Below are 16,882 nucleotides of genomic sequence, written 5' to 3' on the forward strand. Positions count from 1 at the left end.
GGGCTCTTCCTGGTCATCGCCTTCGCCGGGCTGATGATCCCCGGGCTGCGCAACCCGGCCCCGCACGACATGCCCCTCGGGGTGTCCGGACCGGCGCGTCGGCTCGTGCCGGCCATGAGCGCGGCCACCGGGCCGGCGAGGGCGAGGGTTCCCTGCGGGTCGCCGGCGCGGCGCTGGAGTCGACGGACCGGGCCGGTCTGGTCGAGGGTGCTGCCGTCGCCGGCCAGGATGAAGGCCAGGGCGAGGAAGGCCGAGCGGGCGTTGCCGTCGTCGAAGGGCTGGAAGAAGCAGACGTCGAGACAGGCGCGGGCGGCCCGGGCGGTCTCGGGGAGCGTCCGGTCCGTGCTCTCGGCCAGACAGGCGTCGAGCAGACCGGGCAGGTCCGGGCCGGTGCCGTACCGCTCGCGGCCGGACTTGGCGTAGGCGGCACGGCGGCGGAACGGGGCGTCGGACATCCCAAGGAGGCGGCACTGCCAGGCGCTGAGCAGGCCGAAGCCCAGCGGGGTGCCCGACCCCGCGTCCACCCGGACCTGGTGGAGAGCGGTGAACGACGGGCGGCGCGCGCGGGGGAGCGGGCGTGGTCGTGGGTGCGGATGTCGTGGACCGGGTCGTCGCGCACCGGGATGCATCCCTGGAGGAGGACGGCTGTACGCGCGGTGTGCCAGGGCACGGTGGCGCGCACGGCGAGCCAGGTCCGCGGGTGATCCTGCTCCGCTGCGGTCATTCGTCGAGGTAGGAGCGGAGGCGGGCGGAGGTGAACGTCAGGAGCTGGCGGAGACAGCCGCGGAAGGCTGGGAAGCGCCCGTCCGTTCCTCGAACTCCCTGCGGGCCGCCCGGATCGCAGTGATGTTCGTATGGGACCAGTCGGTGCTCCACTGGATCAGGGCGCCCACCTCATTTCCCAGGCTCTCGTGTCCACCACGACTCGATGTCGTCCTCAAGCTGATTACCGGTCCGTGAGAAGAGGTGGTTCCGGACAACTTACCGAAGTGGTTTGACACTTCCTTGACAGTGATTAGCTGACGCGGATCTTATTTCGTTTACCTGTGAGGACCGTGTGAACAAGGGGTGGGGTAGTGGAGTACGGGGGGTGGCGTGCCTGTAGAGCCGCCAGGGGGGATCGAGTCGGGCTGGTGTGGCTGACAGCGCTTGCCGTGCTCGTCGCGACACCAGGACTCGCGCCGGTCTTCACCGCCGGAACTGCCGTTGCGGCCGAAGCGGGTGACATGTCCGAGACGGAGCGGGCGCAGCAAGCCGCAGTGGCCTCCGGGGCGCCCGTCGAGGTGGTGGCCGAACGCACCGAGCGAGACACGGTGTTCGCCAACCCCGATGGTGAAACCTTCACGCTCAGGAAGTCGATCGCGCCCGTTCGCGTGGAACAGTCCGGAGGTGGCTGGGCGACCCCGGATGCCACCCTCTTCAGACGAGCGGATGGCTCCATCGGACCGAAGGCGGCCGCGGTCGATCTGTCGTTCTCGTCCGGAGGCGACGGCCGCAATCTGGTGACCATCGGCGAGAACGGACAGTCGGTCACTCTGGGGTGGCCGGGTGAACTGCCGGAGCCGAGCCTGGAAGGGCAGCGAGCCGTCTATGAGGACGTCCGCCCCGATGTCAATCTGATCCTTACCGCGACGGTGGAGGGCTTCCGCCAGGTCCTGGAGGTTGAGACGCTGGAGGCCGCCTCTGACCCGGCCCTTGCCTCGCTCGAGTACTCGATGCAGGTGAAGGGCCTGCGGATTCACGAAGGTACGGCCGGCACCATGGATGCGGTGGACGGAAACGGCCAGGTGGTGTTCCGTGCGCCCTCGGCCCGGATGTGGAACTCCGCGGGCGGGGCGGCTGCTGATGGGCAGAGCGAGGACATATCCACGCGGACCGCCTCTGTACGACCGATGGGAGTCGTGGCGCAACAGGAGGCGCCGCAGGATCCTGAGGGGAGCCCGGCGGGGCCGGCGGACGAAGGTGATCCGTTGGCGGGGCCCGGTACTGGTGACGAGGCGGCGGTATTGGACGTCGATGTCACCTCTGACGCGTTGGTCGTCACTCCGGATACCGACCTGATCGCTGGGACGACCAGCTCCGAGCTTCCGCTGTACATCGATCCGTCGGTGGAACTCAACGAGTCGGAGAGGACACTTCTGTCGTCCGACGGCGACGTGTTCTACAACTTCTCCGGCGGCGACAACGGCATGAGTGTGGGCCGGTGCGGTTCGGCAGTGCTCGGCGGTGTCCGCTACTACTGCACTGCCGGTAGTGCCTACACCAATCGCATGTACTTCGAGTTCAAGCCGGACAAGCTGAAAGGCAAGCACGTCCTCGACGCGACGTTCGCGGTGACTGAGACTTGGTCCTTCTCGTGTGACGCACGCTGGGTGGACCTGGAGCGGACGGACCCGATCTCAAAGTCGTCGAAGTGGCCGGGACCCGGCGGACCGAAATCCGACAACAGCTGGGACCAAATCGGCGACCGGAATGTCTCGGCGGGCCGAGGCTCCGCGTGCTCACCGTCGCAGCCTCGGGCTCCGATCGAGTTCAACGACAACCCGGAAGAGCCGGACGAGAACCTGACCTCCACGGTCAGGGCCTTCGCGGACGGCAAGTTCTCCAGCCTGACTCTGATGCTGAAGGCGAAGGACGAATCGGACCCGGTGGCGTGGAAGCGTTTCGACGACGACGCGGTGATCGATGTCGTGTACGTCGGGAAGCCGGCCGTGCCCACAGAGTATGGCTTGGAGACCGGCACGAGCCAGGTGTGCTCGAAGAGCGCTACCGCACCGACCCTGTGGGCGGACCCGCTCCCGAACCTGGCAGCCACGCCACAGACAGTCGCGGGCGGAGAGGCTTCGGCTTCGCTGCGGGTCTACTTCGACATCGATGTGAAGGACGGCGCCGGAGCATGGGCGGATGCCCCGCAACCGTCCAGTGGTTCTCTGAGTCCGGCCAGCGGCTATGTGGGAGACGGCGTCGATCAGAACAAGAGATGGAGCCCGACTCTTGCGGACAATAGGCAGTACCGCTATCGGGCATGGACCCAGTCCTACTACAACAGCGGCAAAAGTTACCTCGAGAGCGCACAGACACCATGGTGCTACTTCACCGTGGACAGCAAGGGGCCGAAACCTCCGTCGATCACATTCAACTCCGTGTACAGCGCGTGTCTTCCCGGCGCGTGTACGGCCAAGGGCGCTCCCGGCACATCGGGGAGCGTGACCTTCGGTCCGGCCGCAGGTAGCGGAGACGCGAACACCGCCTACCAGTACAAGCTGTCCACGGACAGTACGTGGCGTCCGTGGAAGTCAGGGGCCACGGTCACGGAGACGATCACACCGGTGGATTCGGGTACGGTCACGCTCGAAGTTCAGACCCGGGACGCCGTAGGACGGACAACGGGTAACGGCGTCCGGTTTCTTGTGGCGGAGGCCCCGGAGGCAGTCGGCCGGTGGACGTTCAACGAAACCTCTGGAGCAGCGGTCGACGTTTCGGCGAAGGAGGCTGCCGAGAGGAATGACGCCGCTGTCTCCGGCGGGGTGCGTACCATCACCGGCCGCCGCGGTGTGGTCACGGAAAACGGCGCCCCCATCGAAGACAAGGCCCTCAAGCTGAACGGCCAGGCCTACGCCGCCACCTCCGGCCCAGTAGTGAAGACGCAGGTGTCGTACACGGTGGCCGCGTGGGTGCGGCTGGACAGCACCGGCCGAGTCGCCACAGCCCTTGGCCAGGACGGCACGTACTACAGCCCGTTCTTTCTGGGCTATTGCGATGACGTCAAGACGTGGTGTCTGCGGATGGCGGATGCCGACGCCGCGTCCACCGCACTGGACAACCAGCGGGTGAACGCGAGGGAACCGGCGCAGACGAAAGTATGGACCCATGTGGCCGCGGTCGTGGATGTCGGGGCGAAGAAGCTCACCCTGTATGTCAACGGCGTCGAACAGGGCACCGACACCCTGACCACCGGCGCTTGGGCGGCCTCCGGGGGGTTGCAGATCGGCCGAGCGAAATACAAGGGCTCTTACGCCGATCACTTCCCCGGCGATGTGGACGAGGTCGCCGTGTGGCAGGAGGCCAAAGCGTCCGAGGCGATCGCCCGCGAGGCCAGTCCTGTGGACGCCGACGGCAAGGCGTATGCGGAGCTTGTGGCCCAGTACGCCCCTGAGGGGGCCACCGGGACATCTCTGTCCGACCTCTCCGGCTACGGCAACACGCTCAGCCTGTCCGCCGGGGCGTCGCTGGACGGTGAGGCATTGCTCCTCAACGGACTCTCCGGAGCGGGGACCGTGTCTCGGCCCTTGGTGGCCGACACCGGCTCCTTCACCATCGCCACGATGGCCGACGTGGATACCCAGGCACTGTCCACCAAACCGGACGGCTACCGCGTCCAGGTCCTCGGCCAGAGCACGGCAACCGGATCGTCCTGGAGCCTTTGGGCGGAGAAGACCGGGACCAAGGACGAACCGGTGGAGGACGACGAAGGCAATCCAATCCTGGACGACAACGGAGTCCCGAAAACGCGTACGGTGCCGGTCGCTCGATGGCAGTTCGGACGACTCACGGCGGACGGCAGCGGCATCTCCGTGGCCAGCGAGGAAACCGCCGTCCTCGACAGCGAAGTAAGCCTGGTCGGCGCGTACGACGCCCGCACGCGAGAAATCACTCTCTTCGTCGGCAGTACCCGCCAGGGTGATCCCCTTGCCTACGCCGCGTCGGTTGGCAGTGCGGAGTTCGCCGTCGGCAAGGGGCGGACGAACAGTGCCTGGGGCCATTACCTGGCCGGCCGGATCACCGACATCCGCCTATGGGCGGGAGCGGTCACTGATCCCACCCAGGTGGAAGCACTCACCGGCTACTGACCTCTCTCCGGTGTCCGGCCGCCACTGCGCGAGCGGACACCGGCCCCACCAACCCGCGACACGCCTCGTCCCTCAGCTGCCGCCTGCACACCGGCCGCCCTTCATCTCATGGAGCGCCTTCCCGTGTCCCTTCGCCCGACCCGTTCTCGCATACACGCCCGACGGGGTGCCCTGACCGTCCTGCTCGCGGTGGTCCTCTCCATACCCACACCGCTCACTCCGTTGGCGGCGGCGGCCGGAGTGCCAGGGCGCCCCGATGTGCCGGACATCGAGCCGACGCGTGTCCTGGAAATCACCTCCCCGCAGGCCAAGGCCGCTCGAGCCAAGGTCGCCCGGGAAAAGAAGGACAACCAGGAGCTGGCGGCTTCGGCCCGAGACGAGCGCCGTGCTGCCTGGCCGAAGGCATCCACCACTACGACCGACTTGGCCGGTGCACCGAAGGACGGAGCACTTGTCGCAGTGAAGGCGGCCAAAGCCAGCAGTGCGTCCCGTCAGGCTCGTACCGTGGCCTCGGGTGCGGCGGAAGTCACCGTCTTCGACCAGAAGACGGCCCGTCGTGCCGGTGTGACCGGGGTCCTTTTCACGGTTGCGGCGGAGAGCGCCGGCGCTGCTGAAGTCACCGTGGACTATGGCAAATTCGCCTCCGCGATCGGAGGCAACTGGTCATCCCGTCTGGGGCTGGTCACCTTGCCGCCTTGTGCCCTGACGACACCCGGGAGACCGGCATGCCGGGCGACCACGGTTCAGACGTCGAAGAACGATGTCTCCGCTCAAACCGTCACGACCCGTACCATGCTCGCCGGTAGTTCCACCACGGCGCCGACCGTGATGGCCGTGATGGCCACCTCTGCCGCCTCTGCGGCGGGTTCCGGTGACTTCAGCGCCACGCCTCTTTCATCCTCGGCGAGTTGGCAGGCCGGCGGTTCTTCAGGGGCGTTCTCCTGGTCCTATCCGATCACCTTGCCCCCGGCCGCCGCAGGGCCCGTTCCCACAGTGACGTTGTCGTACGACTCCGGAAGCATCGACGGGCGCACCTCGAACACCAACAACCAAGGTTCCCTCATCGGCGAGGGCTTCGACCTGACCTCGTCCTACATAGAGCGAAGCTACGGTTCGTGTGAGGACGACGGGCAGGCCGACAAGTACGACCAGTGCTGGAAGTACGACAACGCTTCGCTCGTCCTGAACGGCAAAGCCACTGAACTCGTCCGTGACGACGACGACACCAGGGACGAGTGGCGTCTCAAGGACGACGACGGCTCCAAGGTCACTCGGCACAACGGCGCGGACAACGGTGACGCCGACGGCGAGCACTGGAAGGTCGTCACCAGCGATGGCACGACGTACACCTTCGGTCTGAACAAGCTGCCGGGTGCCGGCGCCGAGCGTACCAACTCCGTGTGGACGGTGCCGGTCTTCGGCGACGACTCCGGCGAACACGGATATGAGAAGGGCACCGCGTTCAAGGACCGGGCGGAGACGCAAGCCTGGCGGTGGAACCTCGACCTCGTTGAGGACGTCCATGACAACGCATCCACCTACTGGTACAAGGCAGAGACCAACCACTACGCCAAGAACGGCGACAAGACCGGACTGGCCTCCTACACCCGTGGCGGCTATTTGGAGGAGATCCGCTACGGTCAGCGCCGTGACTCGCTGTTCACCGCTCCCGCCTCTGACAAGGTCAGTTTCACCTACAAGGAGCGCTGCACCGCTGCCGACTGCTCCTCACTGACCGAGGACACTGCCGATCAATGGCCCGACGTGCCCTTCGACAGCATTTGTTCGGCGAACGAGGACGATTGCACGGCTACTGGCCCGGCGTTCTTCACCCGAAAGCGTCTGACAGCCATCGACACCCATTTCTGGTCCCGGACGGCGGAACCGGACGCTTTCCAAGCTGTGGACTCCTATGCGCTGGACCAGAATTTTTTCAACGGTGAGGACATCGGCAACAGCTCTGATCAGGTTCTCGTCCTGAAGTCCCTGAAACGTACCGGCAAGAACGGTACAGACATCACACTGCCTCCGATCGATTTCACCTATCAGCAGCGTCCCAACCGCGTCGACTCCACGAACGACAACATCCTGGCCCTGACTCGACCGCGAATTTCGTCGATCATCTCGGAGACCGGCGCGATCACTTCCGTGACGTTGTCCGAACCGGAGTGTGTGCGCGGCAGTAAGATGCCCGCCACCGAGGACAACAACAGCCTGTCCTGCTACCCGGTGTACTGGCCCGTAAATGGCGGCGACCCGCAACTGGACTGGTTCCACAAGTACCGGGTCACCTCGATCACCACCAACGACCCCGGCGCCGGCAACCCGGGCACTCTGGTGTCGTACGACTACGAAACTCCTGGTTGGCACTACAACGACGACCCCTTCACCAAAGAGAAGGAACGCACTTGGTCGGTCTGGCGTGGGTACCAGAAGGTCACCACCTACACCGGCAACCCCGGTGAGACCCGCTCCAAGACGGTCCAACTGTTCATGCAGGGCCTGAACGGCGACAAGAAGAAGGACGGCACCACTCGCTCCGCCACCGTCAAGGGTATCGATCTTGACAACATCGCGGGCAACGATCCCGCGACCACGCTGGATGACCTCGACGTCGCCGACTGGACGGACCACAACTGGCTGGCGGGCTGGCTCAGACAGGAGATCACCTACAACGGCGCGACAGCGATCTCCACCGACATCAACAACCCCTGGGCCCTGGAGACAGCCAGTCAGCAGAAGTCGTACGCCAACATCAAGGCGCATTTCCTGAGGAACGCCCGTACCTACAGCGACACCTATTTGACCGCTGCGCAGAAATGGCGAATCACCGGGGTCTCGAACACGTACGACACCGCGTACGGCATGGTGACCCAGACCGAGGATCACGGTGAATGGAGCCCGACTGGCGACGAGACGTGCACCCGTACCTGGTACGCCCGCAACGCCGACAAGGGGCTGACCGCACTCGTCTCGCGCGTTCGCACCGTCGCCAAACCCTGTGCCAACAGCGACGAGACGCTGAGTCTGCCTGGCTCCTCGGACACGCGAGGGGACGTCTTGTCCGACACGGCGATCGCCTACGACAACTCCTCCGCCACCGGCTGGAGCCCGACCCAGACTCCGACCCTGGGCCTGCCCACATGGACAGGCCGTGCGAAGGCCTACCCAGCGGCCTCCGGTAGCGCTGACCGGACTCCTTCGCCCACCAGTGGATGGCAGACGGTCAGCACGACGTCGTACGACACCGATACCTCCAAGCTCGGACGCCCCCTGAGGGTTACCGATGCCAAGGGCCGCGCCACCACGATGGCGTATTTCCCAGCAGCTGCCGGTCCGCTGGCCACCACCGTCGTGACGGCGCCGCGCTTGTCGTCGAACAACCAGGCACACCAGACGACGACCAACTACGACCCGGCGAGGGGCAGCGTCAACTACGTCCTTGACGTCAACACCAAGCGCACCGAGCACACATACGACGCACTCGGTCGCATCACCGCGACCTGGCTGGCCAACCGCTCGAAGTCCGGCGGTGACATTCCCAATGCCAAGTACGCATACGGGCTTGAACGCAACAAGGCGCCCTGGTCCTCCACCGCGACGCTCAAGGCCGACGGCACCAGCTACAAGACGGTCTATGCCCTGTTCGACTCGCAACTACGGCCGGTCCAGACGCAGACTCCGTCGCCGCAGGGCGGCCGTATCCTGACCGACGCACGCTATGACAGCCGCGGCTTGGCCCACGAGACCTACACGGACGTCTACGACAGTAAGAACGCGCCCAACAGCACCTACACCCAGGCCCCCTACGGTGGAGCAACGCAGACACAGGCGCAGTTCGACGGTGCCGGCCGGACTACGACGTCCACCCTCCTCGTGGACGGAGTGAAGAAGTGGACCACCACCTCGAGTTACACCGGTGACTCGGTCGCCACCACGGGCATACAGGGTGGCAACGCCACGCGCACGATCACTGACGCACTTGGGCGCACGGCGGAAACCCGCACTTACGAGGGCACCCAGCCGAACGACACCGCGTACGGATCCTCCACCAGCACCCCGTACACCCAGGTTCGCTACACATACACCGGGGACGGCAAGACAAGGACGATCAACGGTCCGGACAGCAGCACTTGGAGTTACGAGTACGACCTGTTCGGCCGCCAGGTGAAGTCGATCGACCCCGACACCGGTTCGCAGGTCACCACGTACACCGAACTGGACCAGATCGAGACCTCCAGAGATGCAGAGGACCGGACGCTCCTCTACGGGTACGACGAACTCGGCCGCAAGACCGGTCTGTGGCAGTCCTCCCGCAGTGACGGCAACCAAGTCGCCGCCTGGACGTACGACACCGTCCTCAAGGGCCTGCCCACGGCTTCCATCCGCTACCAGAACGGCAAGACGGGCAACGCTTACACCAAGCAAGTAACCGACTACGACGATCTGGGGCGACCCACTGCCACCAGCCTCACCCTGCCGTCCGACGACCCGCTGGTGACCTCCCTGGCCGTCGCCGCCACCACCACCTTCGAGACGACCTACCGACTCGACGGCACCCTGGGAACCGTGAGGGAGCCAGCCGCGGGAGGCCTGGCCTCCGAACTTCTCGAGTACCGCTACAACGGCACGGGCCTGCCCACCGAACTGTCGGGCACCTCGGGGTACCTGCTCGCAGCTGACTACACGGCTCTTGGCCAGGTCGGTCAGCTACAGCTCGGCACCTCCACAAGCACCAAGAGGGTCTTCCTCACCAATACATACGAGAAGGGCACCAACCGTCTCCTCGGCGCAGCCGTCGACGACCAGACTCGGGGCCCGGTCCAGGACCTCAACTACGCCTACGACCACGCGGGCAACGTCACCTCCATCTCCGACAGCGCGAACACCGGTACCGGCACCGACAACCAGTGCTTCACTTACGACGCCTATCGGAGACTCACCGAGGCCTGGACTCCGAAGACGGCCGACTGCACCTCCGACCGCACCAAGGCCGACCTCGGCGGCCCTGCTCCCTACTGGACGTCGTACACCTATACGGCATCCGGCCAGCGCAAGACCGAGAAGCAGAACACCGGAACGCCGGTCACCACGACGTACTGCTACGAGACGGCTCGTCCCCATGCCCTGTCGGCCACCACAACCTCCGGCACCTGTACCGGGCTCACGCCCCAATACCGGTACGACGACTCGGGCAAGACCGAGAAGCGTGTCGAGAAGGCAGGCTCCACCACCGCCCAGACGCTCGCCTGGAATTCCGAGGGCAACCTCGCCCGATTGACCAAGGACACAGCGGCAACGGCCACCAGCTACCTTTACGGTGCGGACGGCGAACTGCTCATCCGCCGTGACAATGCCACCGATGGTGAGACCGTCCTCTATCTCGGCGCGACAGAGGTCCATCTCAAGACAGGAAAGAAGTGGGCCAACCGTTACTACAGCGCGGCAGGCTCCACCATTGCTCTGCGCACCAACGAGTCGGGCACGCAGAAGCTGAGCTTCCTCGCCGCCGACCATCACGGTACGAGTTCTGTGGCCGTCACCGCGGACTCCGCCCAGGTTCTGACCAAGCGCTACAGCACACCGTTCGGTTCAAGTCGTGGCCAGATGACCGGAGTCTGGCCGGACGACAAGGGTTTCCTCGGTATGCCGGCCGACAACGGGACGGGACTGACCCACATCGGGGCTCGCGAGTATGACCCGTCCATCGGCCAGTTCATCAGCGTGGACCCGGTACTCGCCCCCGACCAGCACCAGACGCTGAACGGGTACGGCTACGCCGGCAACAACCCTGTGACCTTCAGCGATCCCACGGGCCTGTACATCGACGACGGAACCGGCCACAGCGAGCCGCACCCGAAGGCCGGAGGTAAGAAGCCCCAGAACCCGGGTGTTCCTCGTGGAGGGACGGGTGCCGGCGGCTGCTACTACACCTGTGGAAGTTCGGGTGGCGGTGACGGAGGACTGGTCGGCAACACACGTGACGCCACACGCAGCGCGCAGCAGCAGATCTACGCGGCGGTCGCTTCCTTCGCGACCTCCGACATTCAGCACGATGCCTGGCTCGCTGCGTACCGCACAGACATGCGCAAAATGTACGAGCACGATCCGATCATGGACGCGAACACCGCCATCGCTACGGCAGTGAACGTCTGCTACGTCCATGAAGAAATAGGCTGCTCCCAGGAGATGCGCGACTACTTCATGGATGTCGAGTTCTCCCGGATGGCGTCCATCGGCCTCTACGAAAACAGTTATCGGGCTCCCAACCCGGAGTGGGCCGCCGCGAAGACGGACTTGGGCAGAACCCTGTCGAAGCGTTCCTGCAAGTGCTTTTTGGCCGGAACCGAAGTCTTCATGGCCGACGGCACCACCAAGAAAATTGAGGACATAAAGCGCGGCGACAAAGTCCTGGCCACAGATCCCGAAACCGGCAAGACGGGTCCGCGCAAGGTTACCCGCCTCATCGTCACTGAGGACGACAAGCACTTCAACCAGCTCTCCCTTGCCACGGAAGAAGGCATCGAAGCGCTCACGGCGACCTATGAACACCCCTTCTGGTCCCCGTCGGAGAAGCGCTGGATCGAGGCACGCCACCTCAAAGCGGGCATGACCCTGCGCACGGATGACGGCCACACGGTCATCGTCACTGCCAACAGGCCTTTTGCTCAGCATGCGCGAACCTTCAACCTTACGGTTGAGGGTGTCCACACGTACTATGTGCTGGCGGGGAATACGCCGGTGCTGGTGCATAATTCGTCGTGTAGCACGTTCGGATTCAAGGATGCTCCGACCGTGCCCGGGGTTTACACCATCACGATGAAGGATGGCAAGGTGTACGTTGGGTCCAGTTCAACCAACATACACAGTCGCCTGCATGCCGCTTTCAATTCAGACAAGGCGGCCGTGAAGTCGGCGGGTTACACGACAAGCGACATTTCCAACATATCGGTGAATGATATGTCTGGCCACTCCTGGAAAGCGATCAGGGAGCAAGAGCAGTCGGTAATAGATCAATATGGCGGCGTGGGTGGCGGTACGCTTTTGAATCGCCGAAATGAGGTTCCTTAAATGCGGGCGGACTATAGGGTCCTAAATTGGCGAGTCGACGAGTCGATCGATGAGCGTGAACTCGGCCAGCAATATCAGTCCGGAGAATTCAACGGATTGTTCCTCCGTGTGAGCGGAAGCGCGCGGCTGGACAGCCTTGATTTTTTGTCCGGCTTGCCGGAGCTCAAGTATCTGGAGATTGAAGGCCACGTCGCCGATGACTCGCAGGCTTTCAAAATCGCTGGACTCCGCGAACTTGTGCTCCTCACGAGGGGGCAAGTGGCGATCCCTGCAGTCCGGAACGCATCTCTAGCGGCGTTGGCGCTAGATGATCGGGCGGGCACAATTGACCTTGCAGGGTTTCCCGCCCTGACGAGATTGACGCTTTGGTCATCCGGTAGGAGTGATTTGGGATTCCTGAGGAATGCGCCCTGGATCTCGTCATTCAAGCTGGAAGGCGTGGGGCAGATTGTGGATCTTCGCGGGTTGGAGAACTGCACGAAACTCGACGACCTGGAGATTCTTGAGGCGCGCGTTGAAAGCCTTGCCCCTCTTCGGGGCCTCCAAGATCTGCGCCGGTGCTGGCTGATTGGCGGAGGGGAGTCAATTCAGCCTGAGCCGCTGGACTTCAGCGCAGTGTCAGCTCTAAATAATCTGGAAGAGCTCAGAGTTACGTACGGGGGGGAGGTGCGATCGGTGGCTCCGCTTCTCGGTATGGGTTCCCTGCGTGACCTTCGACTTAGGGGAACCAAGGTCGTGGCAGGTGATTCAGGCTTGCTTAGTGAATTTCCGGATTCGGTAAGAATTGTTGGTCCGGAGGAGTAGCGATCCGCGCCGACAGACGGTGGGTCACTTGATGCAATGACCTTGAATGCAGAAGCCCCACCCAGAGTTTTTTCTGGTGGGGCTTCTGTGGTGTTTGATGGCAATGCTGACGGCAACGTCAGCGGACGACGAGTGCGGTGGGTAAGGAGTCGGGGTCGTCGTCTTGGTCGCCGAGGACCTGCCCCAGGGTGTCGATGGCCTTTGCGCTGGAGGCGGAGGCGTACGTGGGCGTAGACGCCGGCGGTGACGCCGATGGGGCGTGCCCGAGGTTCCTTGATGACGACGAGGTCGACGCCCTGTTCCAGGAGCAGGGTCGCGGTCGAGTGCTGGAAGTCGTGGAAGCGGATCGCCCGGAGCCCTACGCTCTCGAGGAGGCCTTAACTATCTCAAGGAATAACCGATTCGCGATCGAAGTGATCGGTGATCCCGCTTCGGAGGGTGGCGTCTCGTCGCCTTCCGAGGTCGCCGGTAGGGTCACGGTCGGGGATTTCTCAGAATCATTCCCGATAGACCTGAGCTTCTGGACGGTGGCTGACTACTCTCGAAGTTGGGAGAGAGCCCTGAGGGAGCTTGAGGCGAGCGAGAATTCGACCTCGTGCCTCATCTCTTCGATCACGGACCCGGAGACCGCTAACTTCATCTTCTGCTGGCCCATTTACCGGGAAGAGGAAGCTGTCCACGTGCAAAACTCGATCATCTTGCTGGATGGCCTCGAAGAAGAGTTCAATCCGCAAGAGCCTTGGCGATACGTGGAGGCTCGAAGTTTGGTTGACGAGGACGGGAACCAAATTTCTGAGTGGTCGACGACCATCTCTGAGGTGCGGCGGTTCCGCGAGTCTATCGGGGGCCAGTAGCTCACGTACACACGCAAAGAACTCCGTCAGGCGAACCAGTTCCCAGCAGGTACGGATCATCTGCCGCACGTGTCGGGCGACAGCGAGGCGCGGCAGCGGGCGGGCCTGTCCGGTGCCGTCGCGGGCGGTGCAGGGGAGCGGGGTCCCGTGGGGCACGAGGGTGGGGCCGCGCCCTGGCAGGGGCGGCAGAGCAGGGCGCGGTCGAGGGTGCCGGAGGCGTCGGCGGACTTGGTGGCGGACTTCGCCACGTAGGCGGCGACGGCTTGATCAGTCAGTTCGGCGTCGGTGCCGCAGGCGGCGATCTCGCGCATGTCGGGCTGCTGGCCCCAGCCGAGTCGGCGTTCCCCGAGCGCGTCGGAGACGACGGAGACGCGGGCGCGCGGTGCGGCGGCCCGGATGGAGTCGGTGAGCACGGCGGCGGTGGCGTCGGCGGGCGGGGCTGGGGGCTGGCGTCGGGGCTGTCGAGTCGGATCACGGCATGGAAGTGGACCAGGCCGCGCTTCTGGTACTCGGCGACTTTGGCGCAGTAGACCCGCAGCACCGCGCGGGCGGCCTTCTGGGTGAGGCTCAGCCGGACGGCGTGCTTCGCGACGCGGGTAGGTGGTGAGCGGTGAAGCGGGCCCATAGGGCAGACGGGTGGCGTCGAAGAGGACCGCGCCTGTGTGGCCGTACGTCGCTGGGTCCAGGTGCGTGCCCAGCCGAGGGTCTGTGGGTTCGTGGCGGGTGCCGCAGCGGCAGGTCCGGGCGTACGGCGAAGGCGGCGGCCCGGGGATCGGGGCCGCCGCCTTCGCGACAGAGGGGCTGGTGGGGTGCCTTTCGGGACCAGCCGGGGTCTCTCGGCCCGGGATCGGCCGGAGGGTGGCTCAGCAGGTGGCTCAGTACCAGCCGTTGGCCTGCCAGAAGGACCAGGCGTCGGCCGGGCTGCCGTAGCGGGAGTTCATGTAGTCCAGGCCCCACTCGATCTGGGTGGCCGGGTTGGTCTTCCAGTCGGAGCCGGCCGAGGCCATCTTGGTGCCGGGCAGGGCTTGGACCAGGCCGTAGGCGCCGGAGGAGGAGTTCGTCGCGGTGACGTTCCAGCCGCTCTCGTGCTCGACGATCTTGCTGAACGCGTTGTACTGGGCGGCGTCCGGGATCATCTTGTGCGCGATCGCCTTGGCCTGGGTGGCCGACGAAGGGGCGGCCTGCGCGGGAGCCGCGGTCAGGACCAGGCCGGTGGTGGCGGCGGCCAGCGCGGCGGCGGTCAGGGCCTTCTTCGGGGACGCGATGCGACGGGCGATGCGGGACACGGGCACGGAGAACCTTTTCTTCGGGGACGGGGTGTGCGCGGCATGCCGGAACCACGCGAGGCGAGGCGGGGCATGTGTCGGCGCCGTGGCCCTGGGGGCACGTCGGCGCCGTGCGACGTCATCCAGAGAAACAGGATCGACGGGCGTCCGCAATGACCCCTTTTACTAGTTGTGGCCGCATGTGGGGCAAAAGGCGGCTGTGTGACGTGGGTCTCAAACCCCAGGTCAGAGGGGGTGTGGGCGCGGGCAGGCCGGGCGTGGGGACTACGGCCCGGCTTCGTAGGTGACGTGCGTCATGTGGGGTGGTTCACCGTTGAAGCGTCCCGGTGTCACGCTCCGCCCACGACGCCTCACTCGCCGGACGGGGCGAACGTGACCGGCGTCTCGAAAGCCGCCCGGCGGGTGGCGCGGCGCAGGGCCCTCAGGATCGCCGGACCGACCAGGAAGGTCAGCACGACGGTGACCACGGCCCGCCCCAGGTCCCAGCCCAGCGACGTGGCCAGGCAGTACGCGGTGAACCGGGCCAGGTTGCCGGGGACCGCCGCGTCCGGGTCGAAGGCGATGTTCGAGGCGTTCTCCTGCATGAACGGCCAGCCGGCCAGGTTCATCGCCGTGCCGTAGGCGAAGGCGGCGAGGAAGCCGTAGCAGGCCAGGAGCACGTGTTCGGTACGGCCGCGCAGGCGGTCCGGGCCCGGCAGCAGGCCCGCGCCCATCGCGAACCAGCCCATCGCCAGCATCTGGAACGGCATCCACGGGCCCACCCCGCCCGTGAGCAGTGCCGACGCGAACATCGTCACCGCGCCGAGCACGAAGCCGAATCCTGGGCCGAGGACGCGTCCGCTGAGCACCATCAGGAAGAACATCGGCTCGATCCCGGCCGTCCCGGCTCCGATCGGCCGCAGCGCCGCCCCGGTCGCCGCCAGCACGCCGAGCATCGCCACCGCCTTCGGGCCGAGCCCCGACTCGGAGATCGTCGCGGCGACGACGGCGACCAGAAGCACCAGCAGGCCCGCGAAGAGCCAGGGAGCGTCCTGGGCGTGGGCGCCGACCTGCGAGGCCGGCGGGGCGAGGAACGGCCAGCAGAAGGCGGCCGCCCCGACCGCGCTGACCAGGACGAGGGCGGCGAGGGAACGGGGACCGAGACGGACGGCCCGGGCCTGGCGGACGGTCGTCATGACAGGGCCCTCCTCACCTGGGCCACCGTGAGCCACCTCTGCGGGGCCAGGATCTTGGTGACCTGCGGCGCGAAGGACGGGGACGCCACCACGACGTCCGCCGTCGGCCCGTCCGCGATCACCTCGCCGTCGGCCAGCAGGACCACCCGGTGCGCGAGTTCGGCCACCAGCTCGACGTCGTGCGTGGCCAGCACGATCGCGTGTCCCCCGGCGGCCAGTTCCCGCAGGACGGTGACCAGACGGGCCTTCGCCGCGTAGTCCAGGCCCCGGGTCGGCTCGTCGAGGAGCAGGAGGGGAGGACGGGCCGTCAGGACGACGGCCAGGGCGAGCGCGAGACGCTGCCCCTCGGACAGGTCGCGCGGGTGCGCGTCGTCGGTGACGGCGGGGAGCAGCTCGCCGACCAGGGCCCGGCAGGTGCCGGGCGCGGCGCCCGCGTCCCGGTCGGCGGCGGCGCACTCGGCGGCCACCGTGTCGGCGTACAGCAGATCGCGGGGTTCCTGCGGGACGAGGCCCACCCGGCGTACGAGGTCACGGGGGGCCGTGCGGTGCGGGACGGCCCCGCCGACCCGGACCGAACCGGCGGCCGGTTCGACGAGGCCGACGAGCGCCGCGAGCAGCGTGGACTTCCCGGCGCCGTTGCGGCCCATGAGGGCGATCGTCTCGCCGGGGACGACGGTGAGGCCGACATGGCGCAGGGCCTGGACGTCGCCACGGCGGACGCCGAGGGAGCGGACGTCGGCCGCGGGGGCGGGGGCTCGCCGATATCGCCATCCAGTCGGCCGCCACCGCCGAGCAGTTCGGCGTGGAGGCGCGGATCGCGATGCTCTCGTACTCGACGGGTA

Annotated in this window: 6 protein-coding genes and 5 pseudogenes; 5 read left to right on the forward strand and 6 right to left on the reverse strand. The window is 66.0% G+C overall.

All coding sequences use genetic code 11. The features are described from left to right. Nucleotides 1-524: pseudogene (locus ACWD0J_RS38985) on the reverse strand (hypothetical protein); the annotation flags it as partial. A 609-nt stretch (nt 525-1,133) separates the two neighbouring features. On the opposite strand from ACWD0J_RS38985, the gene ACWD0J_RS38990 reads away from it, so the two are divergent. The 3 genes from ACWD0J_RS38990 to ACWD0J_RS39000 all read left to right on the forward strand — a co-directional run bounded on the left by ACWD0J_RS38990 (nt 1,134) and on the right by ACWD0J_RS39000 (nt 12,725). After that, a complete protein-coding gene (locus ACWD0J_RS38990) occupies nt 1,134-4,850 on the forward strand; it encodes a LamG domain-containing protein (RefSeq protein ID WP_451500610.1) in 3,717 nt (1,238 codons plus the stop codon). Between the two features lie 108 nt (nt 4,851-4,958). After that, nucleotides 4,959-11,921: a polymorphic toxin-type HINT domain-containing protein gene (locus ACWD0J_RS38995; RefSeq protein WP_451500611.1), complete on the forward strand. Its 6,963-nt coding sequence runs from the start codon at nt 4,959-4,961 to the stop codon at nt 11,919-11,921. Beyond that, nucleotides 11,922-12,725 (forward strand): hypothetical protein, encoded by an 804-nt coding sequence (locus ACWD0J_RS39000; RefSeq protein ID WP_451500612.1) that lies wholly within the window; start codon nt 11,922-11,924, stop codon nt 12,723-12,725. 118 nt (nt 12,726-12,843) lie between these two features. Here the strand turns inward: ACWD0J_RS39000 and ACWD0J_RS39005 are convergent. Further along, a pseudogene (locus tag ACWD0J_RS39005) lies at nt 12,844-13,099 on the reverse strand (site-specific integrase); the annotation flags it as partial. A 39-nt stretch (nt 13,100-13,138) separates the two neighbouring features. Here ACWD0J_RS39005 and ACWD0J_RS39010 point away from each other — a divergent pair. Next, a complete protein-coding gene (locus ACWD0J_RS39010; RefSeq protein ID WP_451500615.1) occupies nt 13,139-13,579 on the forward strand; it encodes a hypothetical protein in 441 nt (146 codons plus the stop codon). Nucleotides 13,580-13,635: 56 nt separating this feature from the next. Here ACWD0J_RS39010 and ACWD0J_RS39015 read toward each other — a convergent pair. The 4 genes and pseudogenes from ACWD0J_RS39015 to ACWD0J_RS39030 all read right to left on the reverse strand — a co-directional run. After that, nucleotides 13,636-14,204: pseudogene (locus tag ACWD0J_RS39015) on the reverse strand (replication initiator). Nucleotides 14,205-14,454: 250 nt separating this feature from the next. Continuing rightward, nucleotides 14,455-14,871: an aggregation-promoting factor C-terminal-like domain-containing protein gene (locus tag ACWD0J_RS39020; protein ID WP_451500613.1), complete on the reverse strand. Its 417-nt coding sequence runs from the start codon at nt 14,869-14,871 to the stop codon at nt 14,455-14,457. Nucleotides 14,872-15,215: 344 nt separating this feature from the next. Then, a complete protein-coding gene (locus ACWD0J_RS39025; RefSeq protein WP_451500614.1) occupies nt 15,216-16,040 on the reverse strand; it encodes an ECF transporter S component in 825 nt (274 codons plus the stop codon). Beyond that, a pseudogene (locus tag ACWD0J_RS39030) lies at nt 16,037-16,849 on the reverse strand (ATP-binding cassette domain-containing protein); the annotation flags it as partial. The gene ACWD0J_RS39025 and the pseudogene ACWD0J_RS39030, both read right to left, overlap by 4 nt. Between ACWD0J_RS39030 and ACWD0J_RS39035 the strand changes: the two are divergent. Then, nucleotides 16,825-16,882: pseudogene (locus tag ACWD0J_RS39035) on the forward strand (hypothetical protein); the annotation flags it as partial. The pseudogenes ACWD0J_RS39030 and ACWD0J_RS39035 sit on opposite strands and share 25 nt — an antisense overlap.

This window comes from Streptomyces sp. NPDC003011 (assembly GCF_053591515.1).

Coding starts and splice junctions, on each gene's coding strand:
- ACWD0J_RS38995 (WP_451500611.1), top strand. CDS start 4,959: ATGGAGCGCCTTCCCGTGTCCCTTCGCCCGACCCGTTCTCGCATACAC.
- ACWD0J_RS39000 (WP_451500612.1), top strand. CDS start 11,922: ATGCGGGCGGACTATAGGGTCCTAAATTGGCGAGTCGACGAGTCGATC.
- ACWD0J_RS39025 (WP_451500614.1), bottom strand. CDS start 16,040: ATGACGACCGTCCGCCAGGCCCGGGCCGTCCGTCTCGGTCCCCGTTCC.